The organism is Streptomyces sp. NPDC055815 (assembly GCF_053616475.1).
Genome location: NZ_JBSHDU010000036.1, coordinates 65,352 through 85,865, shown reverse-complemented (window position 1 = coordinate 85,865; position 20,514 = coordinate 65,352). Strand labels below are relative to the sequence as shown.

Sequence of the window (20,514 nt, the reverse complement as noted above, 5' to 3'; positions counted from 1 at the left end):
CGGGTTCAGGCGCGGGAGCCTCTGGCGCCGGCAAGGGCGCCGTCCGTTGTGCCCACCCGTTCCGCCCCTTGCGGAACGCCTGCCCACAACGGGCGTGGGCACCGCCCCGGCGGAACGCATGCCCACAACGGCGGAAGCGCGCCCACAACGGGCGTGGGCGCGGCGCGGGGGCGTAACGGGGCGCGGGGGTCAGGGGCGCGTCGTAGGCTGGGGGCGACCGGGTCGCGGAGGCCCGGGACCACCCGGCCCGTGACACGTGTCGGGCTGTTCGCGTTGCCCGCCCCCGTCGTACGAACCCGGGATGGAAGCTCCATGAGTCTGCACGGTCTGCTCGATGTCGTCGTCAAGGACGCCGCCCTCGCCGAGGCGGTGAAGGCCGCCGCCGACGGCAACCGCCCGCACGTGGACCTGGTCGGCCCCGCGGCCGCGCGCCCGTTCGCGGTGGCCGCGCTGGCCCGGGACTCGGGGCGGCCGGTGCTCGCGGTGACGGCGACCGGCCGGGAGGCCGAGGACCTGGCCGCCGCGCTGCGGTCCCTCCTCGACCCGGACACGGTCGTCGAGTACCCCTCCTGGGAGACCCTGCCGCACGAGCGGTTGTCTCCTCGTTCCGACACCGTCGGGCGGCGGCTCGCCGTGCTCCGCCGCCTCGCGCACCCCCGCGACGACGACCCGGCCGCCGGGCCCGTCTCCGTCGTCGTCGCGCCCATCCGTTCCGTACTGCAGCCGCAGGTCAAGGGCCTGGGGGACCTGGAGCCCGTGGCGCTGAAGAGCGGCCAGACCGCCGATCTGAACGAGGTCGTCGAGGGGCTCGCGGCCGCCGCGTACTCCCGTGTCGAGCTCGTGGAGAAGCGCGGCGAGTTCGCCGTGCGCGGCGGCATCCTGGACGTCTTCCCGCCGACCGAGGAGCACCCGCTCCGGATCGAGTTCTGGGGCGACGACGTCGAGGAGATCCGGTACTTCAAGGTCGCCGACCAGCGCTCCCTGGAGGTCGCGGAGCACGGGCTGTGGGCGCCGCCCTGCCGTGAGCTGCTGCTGACGGACGAGGTGCGCGAGAGGGCCGCCGCACTCGCCGAGGAGCACCCCGAGCTCGGCGAGCTGCTCAACAAGATCGCCGAGGGGATCGCGGTGGAGGGCATGGAGTCCCTCGCGCCGGTCCTCGTCGACGACATGGAGCTGGTGCTCGACGTCCTGCCCAAGGGCTCGATGGCCGTGGTCTGCGACCCGGAGCGGGTACGGACCCGGGCCGCCGACCTGGTGGCCACGAGCCAGGAGTTCCTCCAGGCCTCCTGGGCCGCCACCGCCGGCGGCGGCGAGGCGCCGATCGACGTCGGCGCGGCCTCCCTGTGGGGGATCGCGGACGTCCGGGACCGGGCGCGCGAGCTCGGCATGGCCTGGTGGTCGGTGTCGCCGTTCGCGGCGGACGAGATCGTCGCGGGGGACACCCTGACCCTCGGCATGCACGCCCCCGAGTCGTACCGCGGTGACACCGCCCGCGCGCTGGCCGACACGAAGGGCTGGCTGGCCGACGGCTGGCGCACGGTGTACGTGACGGAGGCTCACGGCCCCGCGTCCCGTACGGTCGAGGTCCTCGGCGGCGAGGGCATCGCGGCCCGCCTCGACGCGGACCTGACGGAGATCTCCCCGTCGGTCGTGCACGTGTCGACCGGTTCCATCGACTACGGCTTCGTCGATCCGGCGCTCAAGCTGGCCGTGCTCACCGAGACCGACCTGTCGGGGCAGAAGGCGGCCGGCAAGGACGGGCAGCGGATGCCCGCCAAGCGCCGCAAGACGATCGACCCGCTGACCCTGGAGGTCGGCGACTACATCGTGCACGAGCAGCACGGCGTCGGCCGGTACGTGGAGATGGTGCAGCGGACCGTGCAGGGCGCGACCCGCGAGTACCTCCTCGTGGAGTACGCGCCCGCGAAGCGCGGCCAGCCCGGTGACCGGCTCTACATCCCCACCGACCAGCTGGAGCAGGTCACCAAGTACGTGGGCGGCGAGGCGCCGACCCTGCACCGGCTCGGCGGCGCGGACTGGACGAAGACGAAGCAGCGCGCGAAGAAGGCCGTCAAGGAGATCGCGGCCGATCTGATCAAGCTGTACAGCGCCCGTATGGCGGCGCCGGGTCACGCCTTCGGGCCCGACACGCCCTGGCAGCGGGAGCTGGAGGACGCCTTCCCGTACGCGGAGACGCCCGACCAGCTGTCCACCATCGCCGAGGTGAAGGAGGACATGGAGAAGACGGTCCCGATGGACCGTCTGATCTGCGGCGACGTCGGCTACGGCAAGACGGAGATCGCGGTACGGGCGGCCTTCAAGGCCGTCCAGGACGGCAAGCAGGTCGCGGTCCTCGTCCCGACGACGCTCCTCGTGCAGCAGCACTTCGGCACGTTCAGCGAGCGGTACTCGCAGTTCCCGGTGAAGGTGCGGGCGCTGTCCCGGTTCCAGACGGAGACCGAGTCGAAGGCGACCATGGAGGGTCTGCGGGAGGGTTCGGTCGACGTCGTCATCGGCACCCACCGCCTCTTCTCCTCCGAGACGAAGTTCAAGGACCTGGGCCTGGTCATCGTCGACGAGGAGCAGCGCTTCGGCGTCGAGCACAAGGAGCAGCTGAAGAAGCTCCGGGCGAACGTCGACGTCCTGACGATGTCCGCCACCCCCATCCCCCGTACGCTCGAGATGGCGGTCACCGGCATCCGGGAGATGTCGACGATCACCACCCCGCCCGAGGAGCGGCACCCCGTCCTCACCTTCGTCGGCCCGTACGAGGAGAAGCAGATCGGCGCCGCGATCCGGCGTGAACTCCTGCGCGAGGGCCAGGTCTTCTACATCCACAACCGGGTCGACTCGATCGACCGGGCGGCCGCCCGGCTGCGCGAGATCGTGCCCGAGGCGCGGATCGCGACGGCGCACGGCCAGATGTCCGAGCAGGCCCTTGAGCAGGTCGTCGTCGACTTCTGGGAGAAGAAGTTCGACGTGCTGGTGTCGACGACGATCGTCGAGTCCGGCATCGACATCTCCAACGCCAACACCCTGATCGTCGAGCGCGGCGACAACTTCGGCCTCAGCCAGCTCCACCAGCTGCGCGGCCGGGTCGGCCGAGGGCGGGAGCGCGGGTACGCGTACTTCCTGTACCCGCCGGAGAAGCCGCTCACGGAGACCGCGCACGAGCGGCTCGCGACGATCGCCCAGCACACCGAGATGGGCGCCGGCATGTACGTGGCGATGAAGGACCTGGAGATCCGCGGCGCGGGCAATCTGCTCGGCGGCGAGCAGTCCGGTCACATCGCGGGCGTCGGCTTCGACCTGTACGTGCGGATGGTCGGCGAGGCCGTCGCCGACTACCGGGCGTCCCTGGAAGGCGGCGTGGAGGAGGAGCCGCCGCTGGAGGTCAAGATCGAGCTTCCGGTCGACGCGCACATGCCGCACGACTACGCGCCGGGGGAGCGGCTGCGGCTCCAGGCCTACCGCTCGATCGCCTCGGCGAACTCGGAGGAGGACATCAGGGCCGTACGCGAGGAGCTCACCGACCGGTACGGCAAGCTGCCCGAGCCGGTGGAGAACCTGCTCCTGGTCGCGGGCCTGCGGATGCTCGCGCGCGCGTGCGGGGTCGGCGAGATCGTGCTCCAGGGCTCCAACATCCGCTTCGCGCCGGTGGAGCTGCGCGAGTCCCAGGAGCTGCGGCTGAAGCGCCTCCACCCGAAGTCCGTCATCAAGCCGGCCGTCCACCAGATCCTGGTGCCGCGCCCGACGACGGGGAAGATCGGCGGGAAGCCGGTCGTCGGCCGTGAACTCCTCGCGTGGACGGGCGAGTTCCTGACGACGATCCTCGGGGGCTGAGGTTGTACGGCGGCGCTCCCGGGGGGCGCCGCCGTACTGCTCAGAGCTCGTCGAGGTCGAGGGCCTCGGCCATGGCGCGGTAGCCCGCGTCGCCCGGGTGGAGGTGGTCGCCCGAGTCGTACGCGGGGAGGATGCGGTCCGGGTCGGCCGGGTCGGCGACGGCGCGGTCGAAGTCGACGACGGCGTCATAGGCGCCGGAGGTGCGGACCCAGTCGTTGAAGGCCTCCCGCTTGGCCTCGTTGGCCTCGGTGAAGTACGCGGAGCCCTTGACCGGAGTGAGGGTGGCGCCCACGACCTTGAGGCCCTTGGCGTGGGCCTCGGCGATCAGGGTGCGGTGGCCGGCGATCAGCTTCTCGACGGAGACCTCGGGGGTGGGGCCGCCGGGGAAGAAGGGGCCGCTGCCGCCGATGTCGTTGATGCCCTCAAGGAGGACGACGGTCCGCACGCCGGGCTCGGTGAGCACGTCCTTGCGGAAGCGGTGGAGGGCCTTCTCGCCCGCCCAGGTGGTGTCGTTGGTGACCTCGTTGCCGGCGATGCCGTGGTTGAGGACGGCGCGGGGCCGGCCGGCGGCGGCGAGGCGCTCGGCGAGCTCGTCGGGGTAGCGGTTGTCGGCGTCCGTGCGGGAGCCGACGCCGTCGGTGATGGAGTCGCCGAAGGTGACGATGCCGTCGCGGCGGGCGGTGTCGCGGCCGCCGGTGACCTCGACGCCGGAGAGGAAGTACCAGGAGGTGCTCGCGTCCTGGAAGGCGGCGCCGGAGAGGTCGGCGCGGTGGTCGCCGGCGGCGCGGTAGCTGGTGGCCGAGGAGATGTGGTGGAAGGTCGCCGGGCCGGTCGTGCCTGCGAGGTAGAGGGTGACGGTCAGCTGCTCGAAGGCCTGGACGGGGAGGTTCACGGCGTCGCTGAGGAGGGTCTCGCCGGCCGGGATGGTCACGGACGCCCGGTGGTCGAAGCGGAGCGTCCGCACGGAGCCGGGCACGACCGCGCTGCGGGCCTGCTGTCCCGTGGCGGTACGGGCGACGGTCGCGCCGGTGATCCGCAGCGAGCCGGTGCCGTAACGGTTCGTCAGCTCGATGCGGGTCCGGGTGCCGGAGGCGGTGACGCGGACGACCTGGCGGACCGTCTGGTTGTCGAAGCCCTGCTGCGACCAGTTGGGGGCGAACGGCGCGGTCGCCGACTGCGGGGAGGCGGCCCAGGCGCCGCGCCAGGCGGGGCCGTTGGCGCCGTGGTGGCCGCTGTCGGCGAGCGCGGTGGGCGCCAGGGCGAGCGTGGCGGTGGTGAGGAGGGCGAGGGCGGAGCGGCGGAGCGTGTTCGTGGTTCGCATGCTTCCGTCAATTACTGGCCGACGCGGGCTATTCCCGTTCCCCGGTGGGAAGTTGGGGCGCGCCTCCGTTGAAGAGCAGGCCGGTGAGCGAGCGGAAGTACTCCTCGGGGTCGCGCTCGCCGACCGCGTCCCGCACGTTGTGGGTGAGGAGCAGCGTCGCGAAGCCGTGGGCGAGCGACCAGGCGGCGATGCCGGCCGTACGGGCGTCGGGGACGCCCCCCAGGTCGGCGACGCCCGCGCGGAGTTCGGCGGAGGCGCGCTCCTTCGCGGCGAGCAGGTCGGGATCGTCGGTACGGAGCAGGTCGGGCTGGAACATGACCTGGAAGTGCGCCGGGTGCTCCCGCGCGAAGCGGACGTACATGACGCCGCGTTCGCGCAGTCCGGCCGCTCCCTGCTCGGCGTCCGCGAGCGCCCCGGCGAGGAGCTCGTACCCCTGGGTCGCGATCGCGGTGAGCAGGCCCGTGCGGTCCTTGAAGTGGTGGGCGGGGGCGGCGTGCGAGACGCCCGCGCGGCGGGCGAGGTCGCGCAGGCTGAGCGCCCCGGGGCCCTCGGCGGCGATCACGTCGAGGGCGGCGGCGAGGACGGCCTGCCGCAGGTCGCCGTGGTGGTAGTTGCTCCGGCTCGTCGTCATGACAGCAGACTAGCCGCCATCTAGTCATTGACAAGTTCCCACGGGGGCGGCGTACTATCTAGTCACCGACAAGATGTGGATGAAGCCGGGAGGCCCTTGTGGACACCGCTCGCGTACGTCAGATGTGGCACCTGCTCGAACCCCTGCACTCCGTGCTCTACTACGCCCCCGAGGCCTTCGAGGAGGCCGCCGCCCTCGGCTACGAGACCGCCGACCGCTGGCCCTCCTACTTCGCCTGGCGCGCCGCCGCCCTCGGCCCCGCCGGACCGGTCCGCGTCGCCTCCGCCTTCTACGGCTTCAGCCCCGAGAAGGTCGCCCGGCACGTCCCCGCCGCCTGGGAGGTCGCCGCCCCCGCCGATGCGCTCGCCGCCCGGCTCCGCGCCGCCGACCGCATCTACCGCACCCTCCTCGGCCAGGAGGTCCTCGACAGCCCCGAACTGGCCGAGGCCGCCGGGCTCGCCCGCCGCGCCGCCGAATCGGCCGGCCTCGCAGGCCGCCCGCTCGCCGCCGCCCACGCCGAGCTGCCCTGGCCCGAGGCCCCGCACCTCGTCCTCTGGCAGGCGGCCACGATCCTGCGCGAGCACCGGGGCGACGGCCACATCACCGCCCTGGTCGCCGCCGGCCTCGACCCGGCCGAGTCGCTCGTCTCCTTCGCCGCCGTCGGAGCCGCCCCGGAGCCCGTCTTCGAGAGCCGCGGCTGGAGCGAGGACGCCTGGGCCGCCGCCCGGGAGCGGCTCACCGCCCGCGGACTCCTCGACGCGGACGGATCGGCCACCGAGGCCGGCCGCGCCCTGCGCGCGGAGGTCGAGCGCCGTACGGACGAGCTGGCCGCCGGCCCCTGGGAGGCCCTCGGCCCGGAGGACACCGCCCGGCTCAGCGACCTCCTGGGCGGCCCCTGGCTGGCCTTCATCGGCTCCGGCCTGCTGCCCTCCGAGAACACCCTCGGCATCGGCAAGATCTGACGCGACCTCACACCCCGGGCCTTCGGGCCGTCCGATTCGGGACCAAAGATCCGAAGGGTCCCGCACTCCTCGGCCTAGGATCCCAGGGTGCTGACACGTCGAACGCTCCTGCCCGCGACCCTCGCCGCCACCGCCGTCCTCACGGCCGGCGCCTGCTCCCCCGGCGGCGGGGGCGAGCCCTCCGGCGGCGCGGCCGGGCGGCCCGCCGCACGCGGGACGGCCCTCGCCGCCGTGGACACCCTCACGGTCAAGGGCCGCGCCCCGAAGACCGGTTACGAACGGGACAAGTTCGGCCGCGCCTGGGCGGACGTCGACGGCAACGGCTGCGGCACCCGCGACGACATACTCAAGCGCGACCTGACCGGCGTCCGCTTCGCCGACGGGAACTGCAAGGTCGCTTCCGGCACCCTCGCCGACGATCCGTACACCGGCACCACCGTCCGCTACGTCCGGGGCCGCTCCCAGGTCGACATCGACCATGTCGTCGCTCTCTCCGACGCCTGGCAGAAGGGGGCGCAGAAGTGGGACGGCGAGACCCGGCGCCGCTTCGCCAACGACCCGCTCAACCTGCTCGCCGTCGACGCCGCCACCAACCGCCGCAAGTCCGACGGCGACGCCGCGACCTGGCTGCCGCCGAACCGCGCCTACCGCTGCACGTACGTGGCCCGGCAGGTCGCGGTGAAGAAGAAGTACGGGGTGTGGGTGACGGCGGGGGAGCGGGACGCGATGAAGCGGGTCCTCGCCGGCTGCCCGCAGGAGCGGCTGCCGTAGGAAAAACGGTTGGGCATCTCCGTGAACGATCTTTAACCTGGCGGCATGGACCTGAACATATCGACCCTCGCCGAACGACCCGAGCTCGAAGGGGCGATGTGGTCCATGAAGGACCTCTGGCCCGAGTTCATGATGTACGACCCGGTCGGCTGGGCCAACATGGGCCGGATCGTCCGGGACTTCCCCGAGTTCGTGCTCGTCGCCACCGACGCCGGGGGCGCGGTCGTCGCCCGTGGCTTCAGCGTGCCCTTCCGGCTGGACGTGGAGGGCCGCCGCGAGCTGCCCGCCCGCGGCTGGGACGAGGTCCTCAACTGGGCCTTCTCCGACCTGCGGCACGGCCGGGACGCCGACACGGTGAGCGCGATCGAGATCACCGTCGACCTCGCCCACCTCGGCAAGGGCATCTCGCACACGATGCTCGCCGCCATGCGGGAGAACGCCGGCAAGCGCGGCTTCGCCGAGCTGGTCGCCCCGGTCCGCCCCAACGGCAAGCACCTGGAGCCCGAGGCGTCCATCCACGAGTACGCCTTCCGTACCCGGGAGGCCGACGGCCTGCCGCACGACCCGTGGCTCCGCGTCCACGTGCGCGCGGGCGGCGTGATCGAGGCGGTCGCCCCGGCGTCGATGACGGTCTCCGGCTCCGTCGAGCAGTGGCGGCAGTGGACCGGCCTCCCCTTCGACACGGACGGCCCGGTCGAGGTGAAGGGCGCGCTGGTTCCGGTGCACTGCGAGGCCACCCGCGGCTACGCGGTGTACGTGGAGCCCAACGTGTGGGTGCGCCACCGCATCTGACGCCTCCGACGCGTACGTGAGAGGGCCGTTCCCCCCCGGGTGACGGCCCTCTCACGCGTCTCGCGTCCCGACCTGCGGTCAGTCGGTCTCGACGACGTCCTTCGCCGCCGGGGCCTTCGCCTCGACCGGCTTTCCGTAGTGGGAGAAGGTGATCGTCCCCGGCTCCTCGCCGCCCTTCGTGACGATCTTCAGCACGTACGGGGTGCCCTGCGTGGCCACGTAGACGGTGTTCGTCTCGCCGCCGTCGCCCGGCTCCGTCAGCGCCAGGGCCTTCTGGCCGCCGAGGGTGGTCTCCTCGCCCTTCACGATCCCGCTCGCGCCCTGCTCGAACCCGTCGAGCAGCCCCTTCAGGTCGCAGAGCTCCAGCATGCCCTTGTTGTCGGGGTCGGAGACGGGCCCCTTCATCCAGCGGCCCTTGAGCTGCTTGACCATGGCGTCCTGCGCCTCCGGGCCGTCCTCCTTCACCTGCTCGCGCAGGAAGGCCTCGTCGAAGCGCGTGTAGACGCTCTCGGCGTCGGTCTTGAGCAGTTCGACCGTGCCGGTCGCGCCGATCGTCAGCGTGCCGGCGCACCGTCCCCGCGTGTCGAGCGACAGGTAGGCCTTGAGCGGTTCGACGGCTCCCTGCTCGTCCACGTCCACGGTCACCGACGTCGCGGTCCTCGTCGCCGCGAAGGCCTTGTCGACGATCTGCGATCCGGTCAGCTCCCCGAAGGGCCCGGCCGGCTTCGCGTCGTCCGAGAACGGGCCGCAGGCGGTGGCCCCGAGGGCGACGGCGGCGCTCAGGGCGGCGACGAGGGCGGTGCGGCGGGGGGCGGCAAGCATGGTGGTGTCTCCGAGAGGGGGGTGTGCGGGGGTGGGGCCCCGAAGGGCCCCGGTCCTTGAGGTGCCTGGTGGGTGTCAGGCCCGGGTCAGCCGAGCTTCAGCTCCCACTGGGAGGCGTCGTAGGTGAAGCCGGGGTTGACCTCGACGGTCAGGTTCTTGGCGTCCTTCGGGGCGTCGAAGGCGATCGTGACGGTGGCCTTCTTGCCGGGCATGATCGTGCCTTCGAAGCCCGCGCCGGCCTTGTCGTCGAGGACCTGCTCGGCGGTGACGCCGTTCGCGCCGGCCGTGGCGCTGAAGGACACGAGGGTGGTGTCGAACTTCTCCTTGCCGCCGTTCTCGATGACGACGGTGACCTGGTACGCCTTGTTGCCCTTGGTGTGGCCGATCGCGTACTCGCCCGGGGAGAACGGCTTCGGGTCCGAGACGGTCACCTTCAGGTCGTCGTCGTAGACCGAGGTGTCGCCGTCCGCCAGGCCCGCGCCCTTGTCCTTGCCGCCCTTGCCGGCGTCGGCCGCCGGGGCCTTGCTCGACGGGGCCTTGCCCGCCGGGGTGCTCGACGGGTCCTTCGGGGCGGTGTCCTTGATGGACTTGTCGATCTCGTCGACCGCGTCGCTGACGGCGGTGACCGTGATGACCAGGCCGACGACCGAGAGGATCAGGGACGCGAGGCCCAGGATCGCGCCGGTGAGCGCGACTCCCTTGTTGTTCGCCTCGCCGCGCTTCACGCGGCCCTTGCCGACGAGGCCCAGGATCAGGGCGATCAGGCCGAGGATGCCGGCCAGCCAGAAGAAGAGCGGGATGAGACCGGACAGCGTGCCGATGATGCCGAGGATCAGGGCCGCGGTGCCGAGACCGTTGCGCATGACCCGCGGGGCGGCGGCAGGCGGGACCTGGGTGTCGTACGACATGGGTGTGTCCTCCCGGACGAAGGCGATGTCTGGTGCGATGGGTCAATCACAGCAGAGCCTGTGAACCGAGTCAACACGGTTCACGGAAAACGGATCGACTCACACTGTGAAGTGGTGCGGCGCGTGTTCCTCGCTAGGATTGGTGTCACAGCCAGAAGGGCGAACCAGGGGAGTTGGGTCACGTGCCGGAGAACGCAGCAGAGGCGGGTGCGGAGCAGCCGGGTGGTACGGCGGAAACAGGCGGCACGACGGAGACGGGTGGTACGGCGGAAACCGGCGCCGCCGCCGAGGTGACCGCCGCCGGGATCGCCCGGCTCGCCGGCGTCGGCCGGGCCGCCGTCAGCAACTGGCGCCGCCGCCACGCCGACTTCCCCAAGCCCGTCGGCGGCACGGAGACCAGCCCGTCCTTCGCCCTCGCGGACGTCGAGCGATGGCTCCGCGCCCAGGGCAAGCTGGCCGAGGTCCCGCTCAAGGAGCGCGTCTGGCAGCAGATCGCGGGCCACCCGGCCGGCGCCCTCACCGCCCTCGTCCACGCGGGCTGCGCCCTCCTCCTCGTACGGGACAGGTCCGCGGCCTGGCCCGCGCTCTCCGAGCTCTCCGACGAGCGGCTCGCGGAGGTGCTGCCCGTCGCCCTGGAGGAGACGCTCACCGAGCGCCTCGGCCCCGAGCGGGCGGTCCTCACCCCCACCAGCCCCGCGCTCGCCGCCTCCGTCCCGCTCCTGCGCGGGGCCGCCGAGCTGGCCGCCGAGACCGGGGTCCGTGGGGCCTTCGAGTTCCTGCTCGGCCGTCACCTCGACGCCAACCCCCGGCAGTACACCCTCACCCCGCCCGGCCCCGCCGCCCTGATGGCGGCGCTCGCCGCGGCCCCGAGGGTGGGGCGCGGCGGCGTCCCGCTCACCGTCCTCGACCCCGCCTCCGGGACCGGCGGCCTGCTGAGCGCGGTCGAGCTCCCCGGTGCCGTGTGCGGCCAGGACGCCGACCCCGACCTCGCCGCGCTCACCGCCCTGCGCCTGGCGCTCGCCACCGACGCCGACATCCGCGTCCGGTCCGGCGACAGCCTGCGCGCCGACGCCTTCCCGACGCTCGCGGCGGACGCGGTCCTCTGCCACCCGCCGTTCAACGAGCGGAACTGGGGCCACGACGAACTGGCCTACGACCCGCGCTGGGAGTACGGCTTCCCGGCCCGCACGGAGTCCGAACTGGCCTGGGTCCAGCACGCCCTGGCCCGGCTGCGCCCCGGCGGCACCGCCGTCCTCCTCATGCCGCCCGCCGCCGCCTCCCGCCGCTCCGGCCGCCGCATCCGCGCCGACCTGCTCCGCCGGGGCGCCCTGCGCGCGGTCGTCGCCCTCCCGGCCGGCGCCGCCCCGCCGTACGGCATCCCGCTGCACCTGTGGGTGCTGCGCCGGCCCGTCCAGGGCGAGCGTCACGCCGGCGAACTCCTCCTGGTCGACGCCGCGTCCGAGCAGGCGGGTCCCGGCCGGGAGGGCCGCGACCGGCTCGACTGGCCCGCCGTCCACTCGGCCGTACTGGACGCCTGGACGCCCTTCGACCGGGACGGCCACCTCGCCGGGACGCCCGGCGCGAGCCGTTCCGTGCCGGTCATCGAGCTCCTCGACGACGACGTCGACCTCGCCCCCGCCCGCCACCTCCCGCCGCCGGCCGCCGCCGAGGGCGCGGTCCAGCTGACCGGGGTGCGGGAGCGGCTGACGGAGACGCTGCACCGCACCCGCGAGCTGACCCCGCCGCCCGTGACCGACCCGGGCTCCGGCGCCGGGCCCGGCCGGCCCACGACCACCGTCGGCGAACTCGCCCGCGCCGGAGCCCTCGCCCTGCGCGCGGGCGGCACGGGCACCGCCCCCGCCGGAGCCCCGGTCGCCGTCCTCACCGATCACGACGTCCTGGCCGCCCAGCCGCCCTCCGGGACGCTGCCCGACGGCCCGCCCGAGGAGCCGGTGCTCCTCGCCGCCGGGGACGTCGTCGTCCCGGTCCTCGGCGGCGGCGCGGCCGTCCGGGTCGTCGACGCCTCCGCCGAGGGCGCGGCGCTCGGCCGCAACCTCCAGCTGCTCCGCCCCGATCCGGCGGCCCTCGACCCCTGGTTCCTGGCCGGTTTCCTGCGGGCCACCGCCAACACCCGGCAGGCCAGCAGCTACGCCTCGACCGCGACCCGGCTGGATGTGCGCCGCCTCCAGCTGCCGCGGCTGCCCCTGGCCGAACAGCGCAGGTTCGGGGAGCGGTTCCGGGCGCTCGCCGAGTTCGAGGAGTCGCTGCGGCTCGCCGCCCGCCTCGGCGACCAGCTGGTCCAGGGCCTGTACGACGGTCTGGCGGACGGCACGGTGGCTCCGTAGGGCCTGTCTTTCGGATCATGCCGGGCTCGCGGGGCATCGCTCGGTTCGACAACGGTTCCGGGTATCCCGGAACCGTTGTCCGCGGGGGTGTATACGCTCGTCTCCGCACCCATCCGTCCGAGCAGGAGCAGCAGGATGTACGGCCCCCCGCAGGCCCCGCAGGTTCCGCAGCCGCCGAGTAGCCCCGCCTCCGGTGGCCGGATCGCGTTGCTCGTCCTCTTCTCCGCCCTCGCGCTGCTGAGCTGCGGTTTTCTCGCGTGGGCGCCGATGCTCCGTCTCGCGGTCGTCACGCGCAGGGCGCTGGACTGGGTGCTGTTCGCGGTGACGTTCCTGGTGGCGGCGGGCCTCTTCACGTACGCGGGGGTCACCGGCGACAAGGAGCCGACCACCGCCGAGTCCTTCATCGGCGTCGGCGTCATGGTGCTCCTGGTGGCGGGCTCGCTCACGTACTACCTGGTGACGGAGATCCGCCGGTTCGACCGGCCCGCCGCGGCTCCCGCGTTCCACCCGGGCCACGACCACGCGACCGCCGTCACGGTCCCGAGCGCCTTCGGGAACCCCAACCCGTACACCGGCCCGGCCGTTGTGCCGCCCACCGCGCCCGGACCGCGCATCGACCAGGTCCGCGCCGAGCTCGACGAGCTCAGCGACCTGCTCAGGAAGGACACCGGGAACGGCGGGGAAGGCGCGGGCGGCAGGTGAACGGGCGGGTCGTCGGCGGGCGTTACGAGCTCGCCACCGTCATCGGTCAGGGCGGCATGGGCCAGGTCTGGACGGCGTACGACGGACGTCTCGACCGCCGGGTCGCGGTGAAGCTGCTCCGGCCCGCCACCATGACCGGCCCCGCCACCGCCGCCGAGGAGCTGCGCCGCCGCTTCGTGCGCGAGTGCCGGGTGACCGCCCAGGTCGACCACCCCGGCCTGGTGACCGTGCACGACGCCGGCAGCGACGGCGACGACCTGTACCTCGTCATGCAGTACGTCGAGGGCGCGGACCTCGCCGACCACCTCGCCGAGCACGATCCGTACCCCTGGGAGTGGGCGGTCAGCGTCGCCGCGCAGCTCTGCGCGGTGCTCGCCGCCGTGCACGCGGTGCCGATCGTGCACCGCGACCTCAAGCCGCGGAACGTGATGATCCGCCCGGACGGGGCGCTGACCGTCCTCGACCTGGGCGTCGCCTCCGTCCTCGACACGGACACCACCCGGCTCACGCACACCGGTTCGCCCATCGGCAGCCCGGCGTACATGGCGCCGGAGCAGGCCATGGGCGGCGCCGTCGGCCCGTCCACCGACCTGTACGCGCTCGGTGTGCTCCTCCACGAACTCCTCAGCGGGAACGTGCCGTTCGCCGGATCCACCGCGCTCGGCGTGCTCCACCGCCATCTGCACGAGCCGCCCGTCCCGCTCCGGCAGCTGCGCCCCGAGGTCCCCGAGGCGCTCGAAGCGCTGGTCCTGCGGCTGCTCGCCAAGGACCCGCAGGCCCGGCCGTCCGGGGCGCACGAGGTGTACGAGCACCTGCTGCCGCTGCTCCCGGCGCGCGGCGCCCCGGCGGGGCCGATGGACCCGACCCGGCCGTTCCTGCGGCCGCACGCGCCCTGGCCGGAGCGGGCGCAGGACCGGGTCGTGCCGGTGCCGCCGGTCCCGGTGCCGCCGGTCCCCGCGGCGCCGCCGTCCCGGCCGACCGATCCCCGTACCGATCCCCGTACCGACCCGCGGGTGTACGCGGGCGGGGCGCCGCCCGCGCGTCCCGACGTGGCCGCGGCCGTCGACGAGGTGAAGCGGCTGCTCGGGGAGGGCTCGCTCACCCAGGCCGTGGACATGCTCGGCGGGATCCTGCCGGCCGCGGCGGCCGAGCACGGCGAGGGCTCGCCGGTCGTCCGGATCCTGCGCAAGCAGTACGCGTCGACGCTGATGGACGACGGCCAGTACCGGCGCGCGCTGCCGGAGCTGCGCCGGCTCGCGGAGGACCGCGGGGCGGAGGCGGGTCCGGCGGACCCGCAGTTCCTGCAGTTCCGTTACGACGCGGCGCTGTGCCTGGAGCAGCTGGGGGAGACGGCCGCGGCGCTCGCGGAGTTCCGTGCGGTCCTGCCGTACTACGAGCGGGATCTGGCGCGGGCCTTCGACATCCGGCAGCGGATCGGGCTGCTGCTCCTGGCGGCGGGCGAGCACGCGGCGGGTCAGGAGGAGCTCGGGCGGCTGCTGTTCGACGCGGAGCGCGCGTACGGCCCGTATCACCCGCTTCCGGTGGAGTTGCGGAGGGCGCTCGACCATCAGCGGCAGCTGGGGCAGCGGCCCTGACGGGGTGACAGGATCACGACTCGACAACTGATCGGCCAGTGGATCTTCATGATCCTTTTTGACCGTTTTGGCACATGTAACGTTCGCGTCTGATCATGTCCGCGTCCGCGTTCCCAAGGAATTCCACATGACGACGCCGTCCGCTCCGTTCACCCCCGAGCAGCCCGCCGCCCCCGCCAAGAAGGGTGGCAAGCTCCTGAAGAAGGTCGGCGGCATCGTCGTCGCGATCGTCGTCGCCGTCGCGGTGAAGCTCGGCCTCCCGCACCTCACGGGCGACGCCCCGGTGCACGCCGAGGCCGGCGAGTGCGTCACCGTCACCGGTCCCGACAACGACCCGAAGGTCGACACCGTCGACTGCTCCTCCGGCAAGGCCGACCTGTTCAAGGTCGTCAAGGTCGTCGACAACACCTTCGACCTCAACAAGTGCGGCGACGAGCTCTCGGCCCTCGCCCAGCAGCTGGGCTCGGACAAGTTCGTCCTCTGCCTGGACGAGGTCGCCGCGAAGTAAGCGCGCGCACCACCCCGTACAACGCGAAGGGCCGGAACCCGATGGGTTCCGGCCCTTTCCGCTATCTCAACGTATAGCGCACAGGGGGCCTTGCGGCAAGGCCCCCTCCGTGGCGCACAATCGCTCCTCGAAGCCAGAAGATGCACGAAAACGGGGTATTTACTACATGACGTCCCTCATTGCCGGTGTGTTCGACCTCCCCGGCAACCTCTCTCCCAAGGCCGCCCCGGCGCTCATCGCCGCCGACGAGCAGCACTTCGCGGCCATCGCCCGCTGCCTCGACGAGACGATCGCCGAACTGTCCGAGCGGCTCGACGCCGAGCGGAAGGCACCCGGCGGCGTCGGCCGGGAGGCGATGGACCGGGACGCGGAGATCCACCGCCTCAGCGGCCGCCTGCGGACCCTGCGCCGCTTCGGCCTGGACCTGTGCCTGGGCCGCGTCGTCGGCACCGACGACCCGGAGCCCGTGTACATCGGCCGCCTCGGCCTCACCGACAGCACCGGCCGCCGACTCCTCATCGACTGGCGCTCCCCGGCGGCCGAACCGTTCTTCGCCGCCACCCACGCCACCCCCATGGGCCTGGCCAGCCGCCGCCGCTACCGCTGGTCCGGCGGCCGCGTCACCGACTACTGGGACGAGGTCTTCACCGCCGAGGGCCTCGAAGGACACGCCGCCCTCGACGACCAGTCCGCGTTCATCGCCAGCCTCGGCGGCAACCGCTCGCCCCGGATGCGGGACGTGCTCGCCACGATCCAGTCCGACCAGGACGCGATCATCCGCGCCGGCTCGCGCGGCGCCCTCGTCGTCGACGGCGGCCCGGGTACGGGAAAGACGGTCGTCGCCCTGCACCGCACCGCGCACCTGCTCTACTCCGACCCGCGCCTCGGCCACCGCCGCGGCGGCGTGCTCTTCGTCGGCCCGCACCAGCCCTACCTGAACTACGTCGCCGACGTGCTGCCCAGCCTCGGCGAGGAGGGCGTACGGACCTGCACCGTGCGCGACCTGGTCGCCGAGGGCGCGAAGGCGCCGGCGGAGACCGACCCCGAAGTGGCCCGCCTGAAGTCCTCCCGGCAGATGGTGGAGGCCATCGAGAAGGCCGTCGCCTTCTACGAGGAGCCGCCCACCGAGGGCATGACCGTCTCCACCCACTGGTCCGACATCCGGCTCACCGCCGCCGACTGGGCCGAGGCCTTCGACGCGGCCGAGCCCGGCACCCCGCACAACGAGGCACGCGAGCAGATCTGGGAGCACCTGGTCTCGATCCTCTTCGACAAGTACGACGGCGAGGAGGTCCCGGAGGCGCAGTTCCGCAAGTCGCTCCGCCAGGACCGCGAACTGACCGGCGCCCTCCACAGCGCCTGGCCGATGCTGGAGGCGGCCGACCTCGTCGGCGACCTGTGGACCGTCCCCGCGTACCTGCGGATGTGCGCGCCCTGGCTGAACCCCGACGAGGTGAAGCGGCTGCGGCGGGCGGACGCCCAGGCCTGGACCGTGTCGGACCTGCCGCTCCTGGACGCGGCCCGGCAGCGGCTCGGCGACCCGGAGACCGCCCGCCTCAAGCTCCGGCGCAAGGCCACCGTCGCCGCCGAACGCGAGCGGATGGCCGGCGTCATCGACAGCATCGTCGCGGCCGACGCCGACGGCGAGGGCGCGGTCACGATGCTGCGCGGCAAGGACCTCCAGGACACCCTGATCGACGAGAACGCCCTGCCGACCGCCGAACTGGAACCGCTGGACGGCCCGTTCGCGCACATCGTGGTCGACGAGGCGCAGGAACTCACCGACGCGGAATGGCAGATGCTGCTCCTGCGCTGCCCCTCCCGCAGCTTCACGATCGTCGGCGACCGCGCCCAGGCCCGGCACGGCTTCACCGAGTCGTGGCGGGAGCGCCTGGAGCGGGTCGGGCTCGACCGCATCGAGATGACGTCCCTGAGCGTCAACTACCGCACGCCGGAAGAGGTCATGGCGGAGGCCGAGCCGGTCATCCGCGCCGCGCTCCCCGACGCCAACGTGCCGACGTCCATCCGCAGCAACGGGATCCCGGTCACCCACGGCCCGGTCACGGACCTGTCCGGGATCCTCGACACCTGGCTCGCCGAGCACGCGGAGGGCGTCGCCTGCGTCATCGGCGCCCCGGCGTTCGAGGAGCGCCCCCGCGTCCGCTCGCTCACCCCGACGCTGGCGAAGGGCCTCGAATTCGACCTGGTGATCCTCGTCGACCCGGAGAACTTCGGCGAGGGCGTCGAGGGCGCGGTCGACCGGTACGTGGCGATGACCCGGGCGACGCAGCGGCTGGTGATCCTGACGTCCTGACGGCCGCTCCCGGAAAAGGAAATGAGCGCCGGAAGGGCCGCTTGCTACGGTGTCGGAATGGCAGCGATCAAGGAAATCCAGGTCACCATCGACTGTGCGGAGCCCGCGCGCCTCGCCGCGTTCTGGTGCGAGGTCCTGGGGTACGTCACCCCGCCGGCGCCGGAGGGCTTCGCCACCTGGGAGGAGTACCACCACTCGCTGCCGGCCGAGGAGCGCCCCGTCTACTTCGCCTGCACCGACCCAACCGGCAAGGGCCCGCGCGTGCTCTTCCAGCGCGTCCCCGAGGGGAAGGCCGTCAAGAACCGGGTCCACCTCGACGTCCGCGCCGGCACCGGCCTCGTGGGCGCCGAGCGCCTCGCGACCCTGGAGGCCGAGTGCGAGCGCCTGGTGAAGCTGGGCGCGACGCACCTGAAGACGCTGTACGCGGACGGCGAGAACGAGTCCTGCATCAACATGCAGGACATCGAGGGCAACGAGTTCTGCCTCGACTGAGCGTTCGACGCCGCACGAAGCGGCCTCCGCCCCTCCCGGGCGGGGGCCGCTTTCGGCATCCGTACCGGGTCGACCAGGACCGCGACCCGGTGGGCCCCGACGTCCTCCAAGTACCGAGGGCAAGTACCCCACCCCACCCCACCTGCTCCCACCTGGCCCCGGCCGTCGACGCCCCTGTTCGGCGCAGGTTCCACTCCACCGGGTCGGGCGCCGGTGGACGTAGCGACATGGCGGAGCGGATGGAGGAACTGCTGGCCGGCTGGGCCGACGGGCGGGACCTCATCGCCGAGGAGGAAGCGTCCGACGCGCGGCACGAGCTGAGCTGAGCTCAAGGATTCTTCCGTGACCGTTCAGGCCGCGTTGGAGTGCGGGGTCAGCTCGATGGTCAGCTCGGCGTCGAGCGCGCGGGCCAGGCGTCGCAGGAGTGGGATCGTGGGTACGGTGCCGCCTCCTTCGATCCGGGAGATCTGCGGCTGCTTCATCCCGCAACGCTCGGCCAGTTCGGTCTGGGACAGCCCGAGGGCTGTGCGCCGGTCGTACACCAGCTGGCCGAGGTCGTGGGCGAGCTCGGCCTCCTCGTACAGGCGGTCGTACTCGGGGTTCTCCTCCACCTCCTCGCCCAGGAGTTTGCGGTGGCGGCGGGTCTTCCAATCGGCGTGGTTCACGACAGTTCCTCCTTGATCGGGCGGCTGTAGACGTCGTGCTCGGCCGCCGGCTCGTGGCGGGACTCGCAGGCGGCCTGGGCGGCGTGGGCCCGGTCCACTTCTGCAGTCTCGCGCATGCGCGTCTTGCGGAAGACGGTCAGCAGCACGATGCGGCGGTTGGGGGCGAGCCAGTAGGTGATGCGCTGCGCGTTCCCGCCGAGGTCGAACCGCAGCTCGCGAAGCTTGCCGCCGAGGTGGCGAGTGTAGGGCTCGCCGAGGGTGGTGGGGTTCTCGGCGAGGCGGTCGACCTTCTGCTCGACTATCACGTAGTGGTGGGCAGTGAGGTCCTCCAGCCAGAGGCGGACCTCGGGCTCGATCTCGATGGTGTACCGCTCACCGTTCATAGCATCGATGCTATATGGCGCAGGTGCTATGGGTCCGTGCGGCGGAAGGCCCGCGCATACGTCGCGGCCGCCCTTGCCGTGCCGAGCACGGTCCGTCCTGGTTGCTGCCGCGCCACCTGTGGCAGGACCGCCCGTAAATCGGAGGAGCAGGTCGCCCAGGCGTGGCAGTGTCGGGGCATGTCCGACGACGTCGCGTATCCGATATTCCGTAGCCCCGACCGTGCCGAAGCCCTGCGGGTGGCCCGGCAGATGGTGGCGTTCGGCGTCAGGCCGTTCTCCGAGGTGTCGGTGGAGGCCGAGGCGCACACCCCGGGCGAGCTGAAGCGGCTGTGCGGCGAGCTGCCCGAGGCCTGGCTCGTGTGCTGGGACGACAGCGGCGCGCCCGCCGTGCCGCCGCCGGGGCTCCCGGACCTGACCCGGACGGTCCCCGTCCGCGACCTGCCCGAGGACCTGAGCGGCGCGGAGGCGTACCTGCCGCTCGGCTTCTCGATCGAGGAGCAGCCCGTCGGCAGCGTCGAGGACCGCCTCGTGGACGCGGTCCACGCCTCCCCGGCCCGGATCAACTGGCGGCGCCTCGAATGGCCCGAGGTGCCCGAGCGCGGCTTCCACGGCGAGTACAAGCACGCCGAGGTCACGCTTGTCCTCAACAACGACTCGTGTGAACTCGACGTGCCCGCCGACACGCACCTGGTCCTCGTTCACGTCCGCCTCGGCAACCTCGACGGCTACGAGGACCGGCACGCCCGGTATCTGGCCGAGCGGATCGGCCGGGAGGTCATCGGGCCGCCGCAGCTCGTGTGACGGCTGTCAGCGCGGGGCCCGCTTCATGGACCACAGGAGCGGGCCGCCGCCCGGCAGGGCGAACTCGTCGCGGATCTCGAAGCCGAAGTGCTCGTAGACCGGCAGGTTGTCCGGCTTCGACGACTCCAGGTAGACCGGGAGGCCGTCCGCGTCGGCCTTCGCGAGGCCCGAGCGGAGGAGGGCCGCACCGTGGCCCTGGCCCCGGGCGGCCGGGTCGGCGCCGATGACGGCGAGGTACCAGTGCGGTTCGGTCGGCCCGTGCTCGGCGGCCGCCATGACGGCCTCCTGGAAGGCCGGGGCGCGGTCGCCGAGGATCTCCACCAGCCGCGCGATCGTCTCCGCGTCGGGGACGGCCTTGTCCGCGCCCTCGGGCGACACCCAGAAGGCGGCCGCCGACCCGGTCCGCTCGCAGACGCCGTGGAGGCCGTACTGCCGGGTGAACAGGGTCGTGAAGTAGCGGACGAGGTCCGGCTCGCGCGAGGCGTCGTCCGGGAAGAACCACCGCATCATCGGGTCGTCGCCGAAGGCGGAGGCCAGCGTGTGGCCGACGATGCGAGCGTCGTCGATCGTGGCCGACTTCGGTGTGTTCGACAGGGTCATACGGGTCATTCTGCACCCGTGATGATCTTGGTCGGGGAGGGGGTGACCCCTCCGCGTTC

18 protein-coding genes are annotated in these 20,514 nt (G+C 72.8%); 11 read left to right on the top strand and 7 right to left on the bottom strand.

Annotated elements, in window-relative coordinates; genetic code table 11:
• Positions 1 to 312 precede the first annotated feature (312 nt).
• Entirely contained in the window at positions 313 to 3,843 is a 3,531-nt protein-coding gene (mfd, locus tag ACWGN5_RS23060; RefSeq protein ID WP_453518170.1) for a transcription-repair coupling factor, read from the top strand.
• A gap of 40 nt (positions 3,844 to 3,883) precedes the next feature.
• Here mfd and ACWGN5_RS23055 read toward each other — a convergent pair whose 3' ends face one another.
• Both ACWGN5_RS23055 and ACWGN5_RS23050 read right to left on the bottom strand, forming a co-directional pair.
• A complete protein-coding gene (locus ACWGN5_RS23055) occupies positions 3,884 to 5,164 on the bottom strand; it encodes an SGNH/GDSL hydrolase family protein (protein ID WP_453518168.1) in 1,281 nt (426 codons plus the stop codon).
• A 28-nt stretch (positions 5,165 to 5,192) separates the two neighbouring features.
• Positions 5,193 to 5,795 (bottom strand): TetR/AcrR family transcriptional regulator, encoded by a 603-nt coding sequence (locus ACWGN5_RS23050; protein ID WP_453518166.1) that lies wholly within the window; start codon positions 5,793 to 5,795, stop codon positions 5,193 to 5,195.
• A 122-nt stretch (positions 5,796 to 5,917) separates the two neighbouring features.
• Between ACWGN5_RS23050 and ACWGN5_RS23045 the strand changes: the two genes are divergently transcribed.
• The 3 genes from ACWGN5_RS23045 to ACWGN5_RS23035 all read left to right on the top strand — a co-directional run bounded on the left by ACWGN5_RS23045 (position 5,918) and on the right by ACWGN5_RS23035 (position 8,320).
• Positions 5,918 to 6,757, top strand: coding sequence for an SCO6745 family protein (locus tag ACWGN5_RS23045; protein WP_453518182.1), 840 nt, complete (start codon positions 5,918 to 5,920; stop codon positions 6,755 to 6,757).
• Between the two features lie 87 nt (positions 6,758 to 6,844).
• Positions 6,845 to 7,528, top strand: a complete 684-nt coding sequence (locus tag ACWGN5_RS23040; RefSeq protein WP_453518165.1) for an HNH endonuclease family protein — start codon at positions 6,845 to 6,847, stop codon at positions 7,526 to 7,528.
• A gap of 45 nt (positions 7,529 to 7,573) precedes the next feature.
• Positions 7,574 to 8,320, top strand: a complete 747-nt coding sequence (locus ACWGN5_RS23035; protein ID WP_453518163.1) for an N-acetyltransferase — start codon at positions 7,574 to 7,576, stop codon at positions 8,318 to 8,320.
• A 78-nt stretch (positions 8,321 to 8,398) separates the two neighbouring features.
• Here ACWGN5_RS23035 and ACWGN5_RS23030 read toward each other — a convergent pair whose 3' ends face one another.
• Positions 8,399 to 9,142, bottom strand: coding sequence for a hypothetical protein (locus tag ACWGN5_RS23030; protein WP_453518162.1), 744 nt, complete (start codon positions 9,140 to 9,142; stop codon positions 8,399 to 8,401).
• Between the two features lie 86 nt (positions 9,143 to 9,228).
• Complete coding sequence (locus ACWGN5_RS23025) at positions 9,229 to 10,050, bottom strand: DUF4190 domain-containing protein (RefSeq protein WP_453518161.1); 822 nt, start codon at positions 10,048 to 10,050, stop codon at positions 9,229 to 9,231.
• A 290-nt stretch (positions 10,051 to 10,340) separates the two neighbouring features.
• Between ACWGN5_RS23025 and ACWGN5_RS23020 the strand changes: the two genes are divergently transcribed.
• The 6 genes from ACWGN5_RS23020 to ACWGN5_RS22995 all read left to right on the top strand — a co-directional run bounded on the left by ACWGN5_RS23020 (position 10,341) and on the right by ACWGN5_RS22995 (position 18,006).
• On the top strand, positions 10,341 to 12,395 hold the full coding sequence (locus tag ACWGN5_RS23020) for an N-6 DNA methylase (protein WP_453518180.1): 2,055 nt from the start codon (positions 10,341 to 10,343) through the stop codon (positions 12,393 to 12,395).
• A gap of 135 nt (positions 12,396 to 12,530) precedes the next feature.
• Complete coding sequence (locus ACWGN5_RS23015; RefSeq protein ID WP_453518159.1) at positions 12,531 to 13,097, top strand: hypothetical protein; 567 nt, start codon at positions 12,531 to 12,533, stop codon at positions 13,095 to 13,097.
• Entirely contained in the window at positions 13,094 to 14,692 is a 1,599-nt protein-coding gene (locus tag ACWGN5_RS23010) for a protein kinase domain-containing protein (protein ID WP_453518156.1), read from the top strand. The genes ACWGN5_RS23015 and ACWGN5_RS23010 overlap by 4 nt, the downstream gene beginning before the upstream one ends.
• Positions 14,693 to 14,819: 127 nt before the next feature.
• Entirely contained in the window at positions 14,820 to 15,200 is a 381-nt protein-coding gene (locus ACWGN5_RS23005) for an LppU/SCO3897 family protein (protein WP_453518153.1), read from the top strand.
• Positions 15,201 to 15,366: 166 nt separating this feature from the next.
• Complete coding sequence (gene helR / locus ACWGN5_RS23000) at positions 15,367 to 17,514, top strand: RNA polymerase recycling motor ATPase HelR (protein ID WP_453518151.1); 2,148 nt, start codon at positions 15,367 to 15,369, stop codon at positions 17,512 to 17,514.
• Positions 17,515 to 17,571: 57 nt separating this feature from the next.
• On the top strand, positions 17,572 to 18,006 hold the full coding sequence (locus tag ACWGN5_RS22995; protein ID WP_453518149.1) for a VOC family protein: 435 nt from the start codon (positions 17,572 to 17,574) through the stop codon (positions 18,004 to 18,006).
• Between the two features lie 350 nt (positions 18,007 to 18,356).
• Here the strand turns inward: ACWGN5_RS22995 and ACWGN5_RS22990 are convergent, their stop codons facing one another.
• Both ACWGN5_RS22990 and ACWGN5_RS22985 read right to left on the bottom strand, forming a co-directional pair.
• Positions 18,357 to 18,671 carry a helix-turn-helix domain-containing protein gene (locus ACWGN5_RS22990; RefSeq protein ID WP_453518147.1) on the bottom strand — a complete coding sequence of 105 codons (315 nt, stop codon included), beginning with the start codon at positions 18,669 to 18,671 and terminating at the stop codon, positions 18,357 to 18,359.
• Positions 18,668 to 19,054 (bottom strand): type II toxin-antitoxin system RelE/ParE family toxin, encoded by a 387-nt coding sequence (locus ACWGN5_RS22985; RefSeq protein WP_453518145.1) that lies wholly within the window; start codon positions 19,052 to 19,054, stop codon positions 18,668 to 18,670. The genes ACWGN5_RS22990 and ACWGN5_RS22985 overlap by 4 nt, the downstream gene beginning before the upstream one ends.
• Before the next feature lie 177 nt (positions 19,055 to 19,231).
• Here ACWGN5_RS22985 and ACWGN5_RS22980 point away from each other — a divergent pair, with 177 nt between their 5' ends.
• Complete coding sequence (locus tag ACWGN5_RS22980) at positions 19,232 to 19,855, top strand: hypothetical protein (protein ID WP_453518142.1); 624 nt, start codon at positions 19,232 to 19,234, stop codon at positions 19,853 to 19,855.
• Between the two features lie 6 nt (positions 19,856 to 19,861).
• Here ACWGN5_RS22980 and ACWGN5_RS22975 read toward each other — a convergent pair whose 3' ends face one another.
• Positions 19,862 to 20,464, bottom strand: a complete 603-nt coding sequence (locus ACWGN5_RS22975) for a GNAT family N-acetyltransferase (protein ID WP_453518140.1) — start codon at positions 20,462 to 20,464, stop codon at positions 19,862 to 19,864.
• Positions 20,465 to 20,514 lie beyond the last annotated feature (50 nt).

Bases quoted from the DNA above. Each gene is read 5' to 3' on its own strand.
- mfd (WP_453518170.1), top strand. From the start codon at position 313: ATGAGTCTGCACGGTCTGCTCGATGTCGTCGTCAAGGACGCCGCCCTC.
- ACWGN5_RS23055 (WP_453518168.1), bottom strand. From the start codon at position 5,164: ATGCGAACCACGAACACGCTCCGCCGCTCCGCCCTCGCCCTCCTCACC.
- ACWGN5_RS23050 (WP_453518166.1), bottom strand. From the start codon at position 5,795: ATGACGACGAGCCGGAGCAACTACCACCACGGCGACCTGCGGCAGGCC.
- ACWGN5_RS23045 (WP_453518182.1), top strand. From the start codon at position 5,918: ATGTGGCACCTGCTCGAACCCCTGCACTCCGTGCTCTACTACGCCCCC.
- ACWGN5_RS23035 (WP_453518163.1), top strand. From the start codon at position 7,574: ATGGACCTGAACATATCGACCCTCGCCGAACGACCCGAGCTCGAAGGG.
- ACWGN5_RS23030 (WP_453518162.1), bottom strand. From the start codon at position 9,142: ATGCTTGCCGCCCCCCGCCGCACCGCCCTCGTCGCCGCCCTGAGCGCC.
- ACWGN5_RS23025 (WP_453518161.1), bottom strand. From the start codon at position 10,050: ATGTCGTACGACACCCAGGTCCCGCCTGCCGCCGCCCCGCGGGTCATG.
- ACWGN5_RS23015 (WP_453518159.1), top strand. From the start codon at position 12,531: ATGTACGGCCCCCCGCAGGCCCCGCAGGTTCCGCAGCCGCCGAGTAGC.
- ACWGN5_RS23005 (WP_453518153.1), top strand. From the start codon at position 14,820: ATGACGACGCCGTCCGCTCCGTTCACCCCCGAGCAGCCCGCCGCCCCC.
- helR (WP_453518151.1), top strand. From the start codon at position 15,367: ATGACGTCCCTCATTGCCGGTGTGTTCGACCTCCCCGGCAACCTCTCT.
- ACWGN5_RS22995 (WP_453518149.1), top strand. From the start codon at position 17,572: ATGGCAGCGATCAAGGAAATCCAGGTCACCATCGACTGTGCGGAGCCC.
- ACWGN5_RS22985 (WP_453518145.1), bottom strand. From the start codon at position 19,054: ATGAACGGTGAGCGGTACACCATCGAGATCGAGCCCGAGGTCCGCCTC.
- ACWGN5_RS22980 (WP_453518142.1), top strand. From the start codon at position 19,232: ATGTCCGACGACGTCGCGTATCCGATATTCCGTAGCCCCGACCGTGCC.
- ACWGN5_RS22975 (WP_453518140.1), bottom strand. From the start codon at position 20,464: ATGACCCGTATGACCCTGTCGAACACACCGAAGTCGGCCACGATCGAC.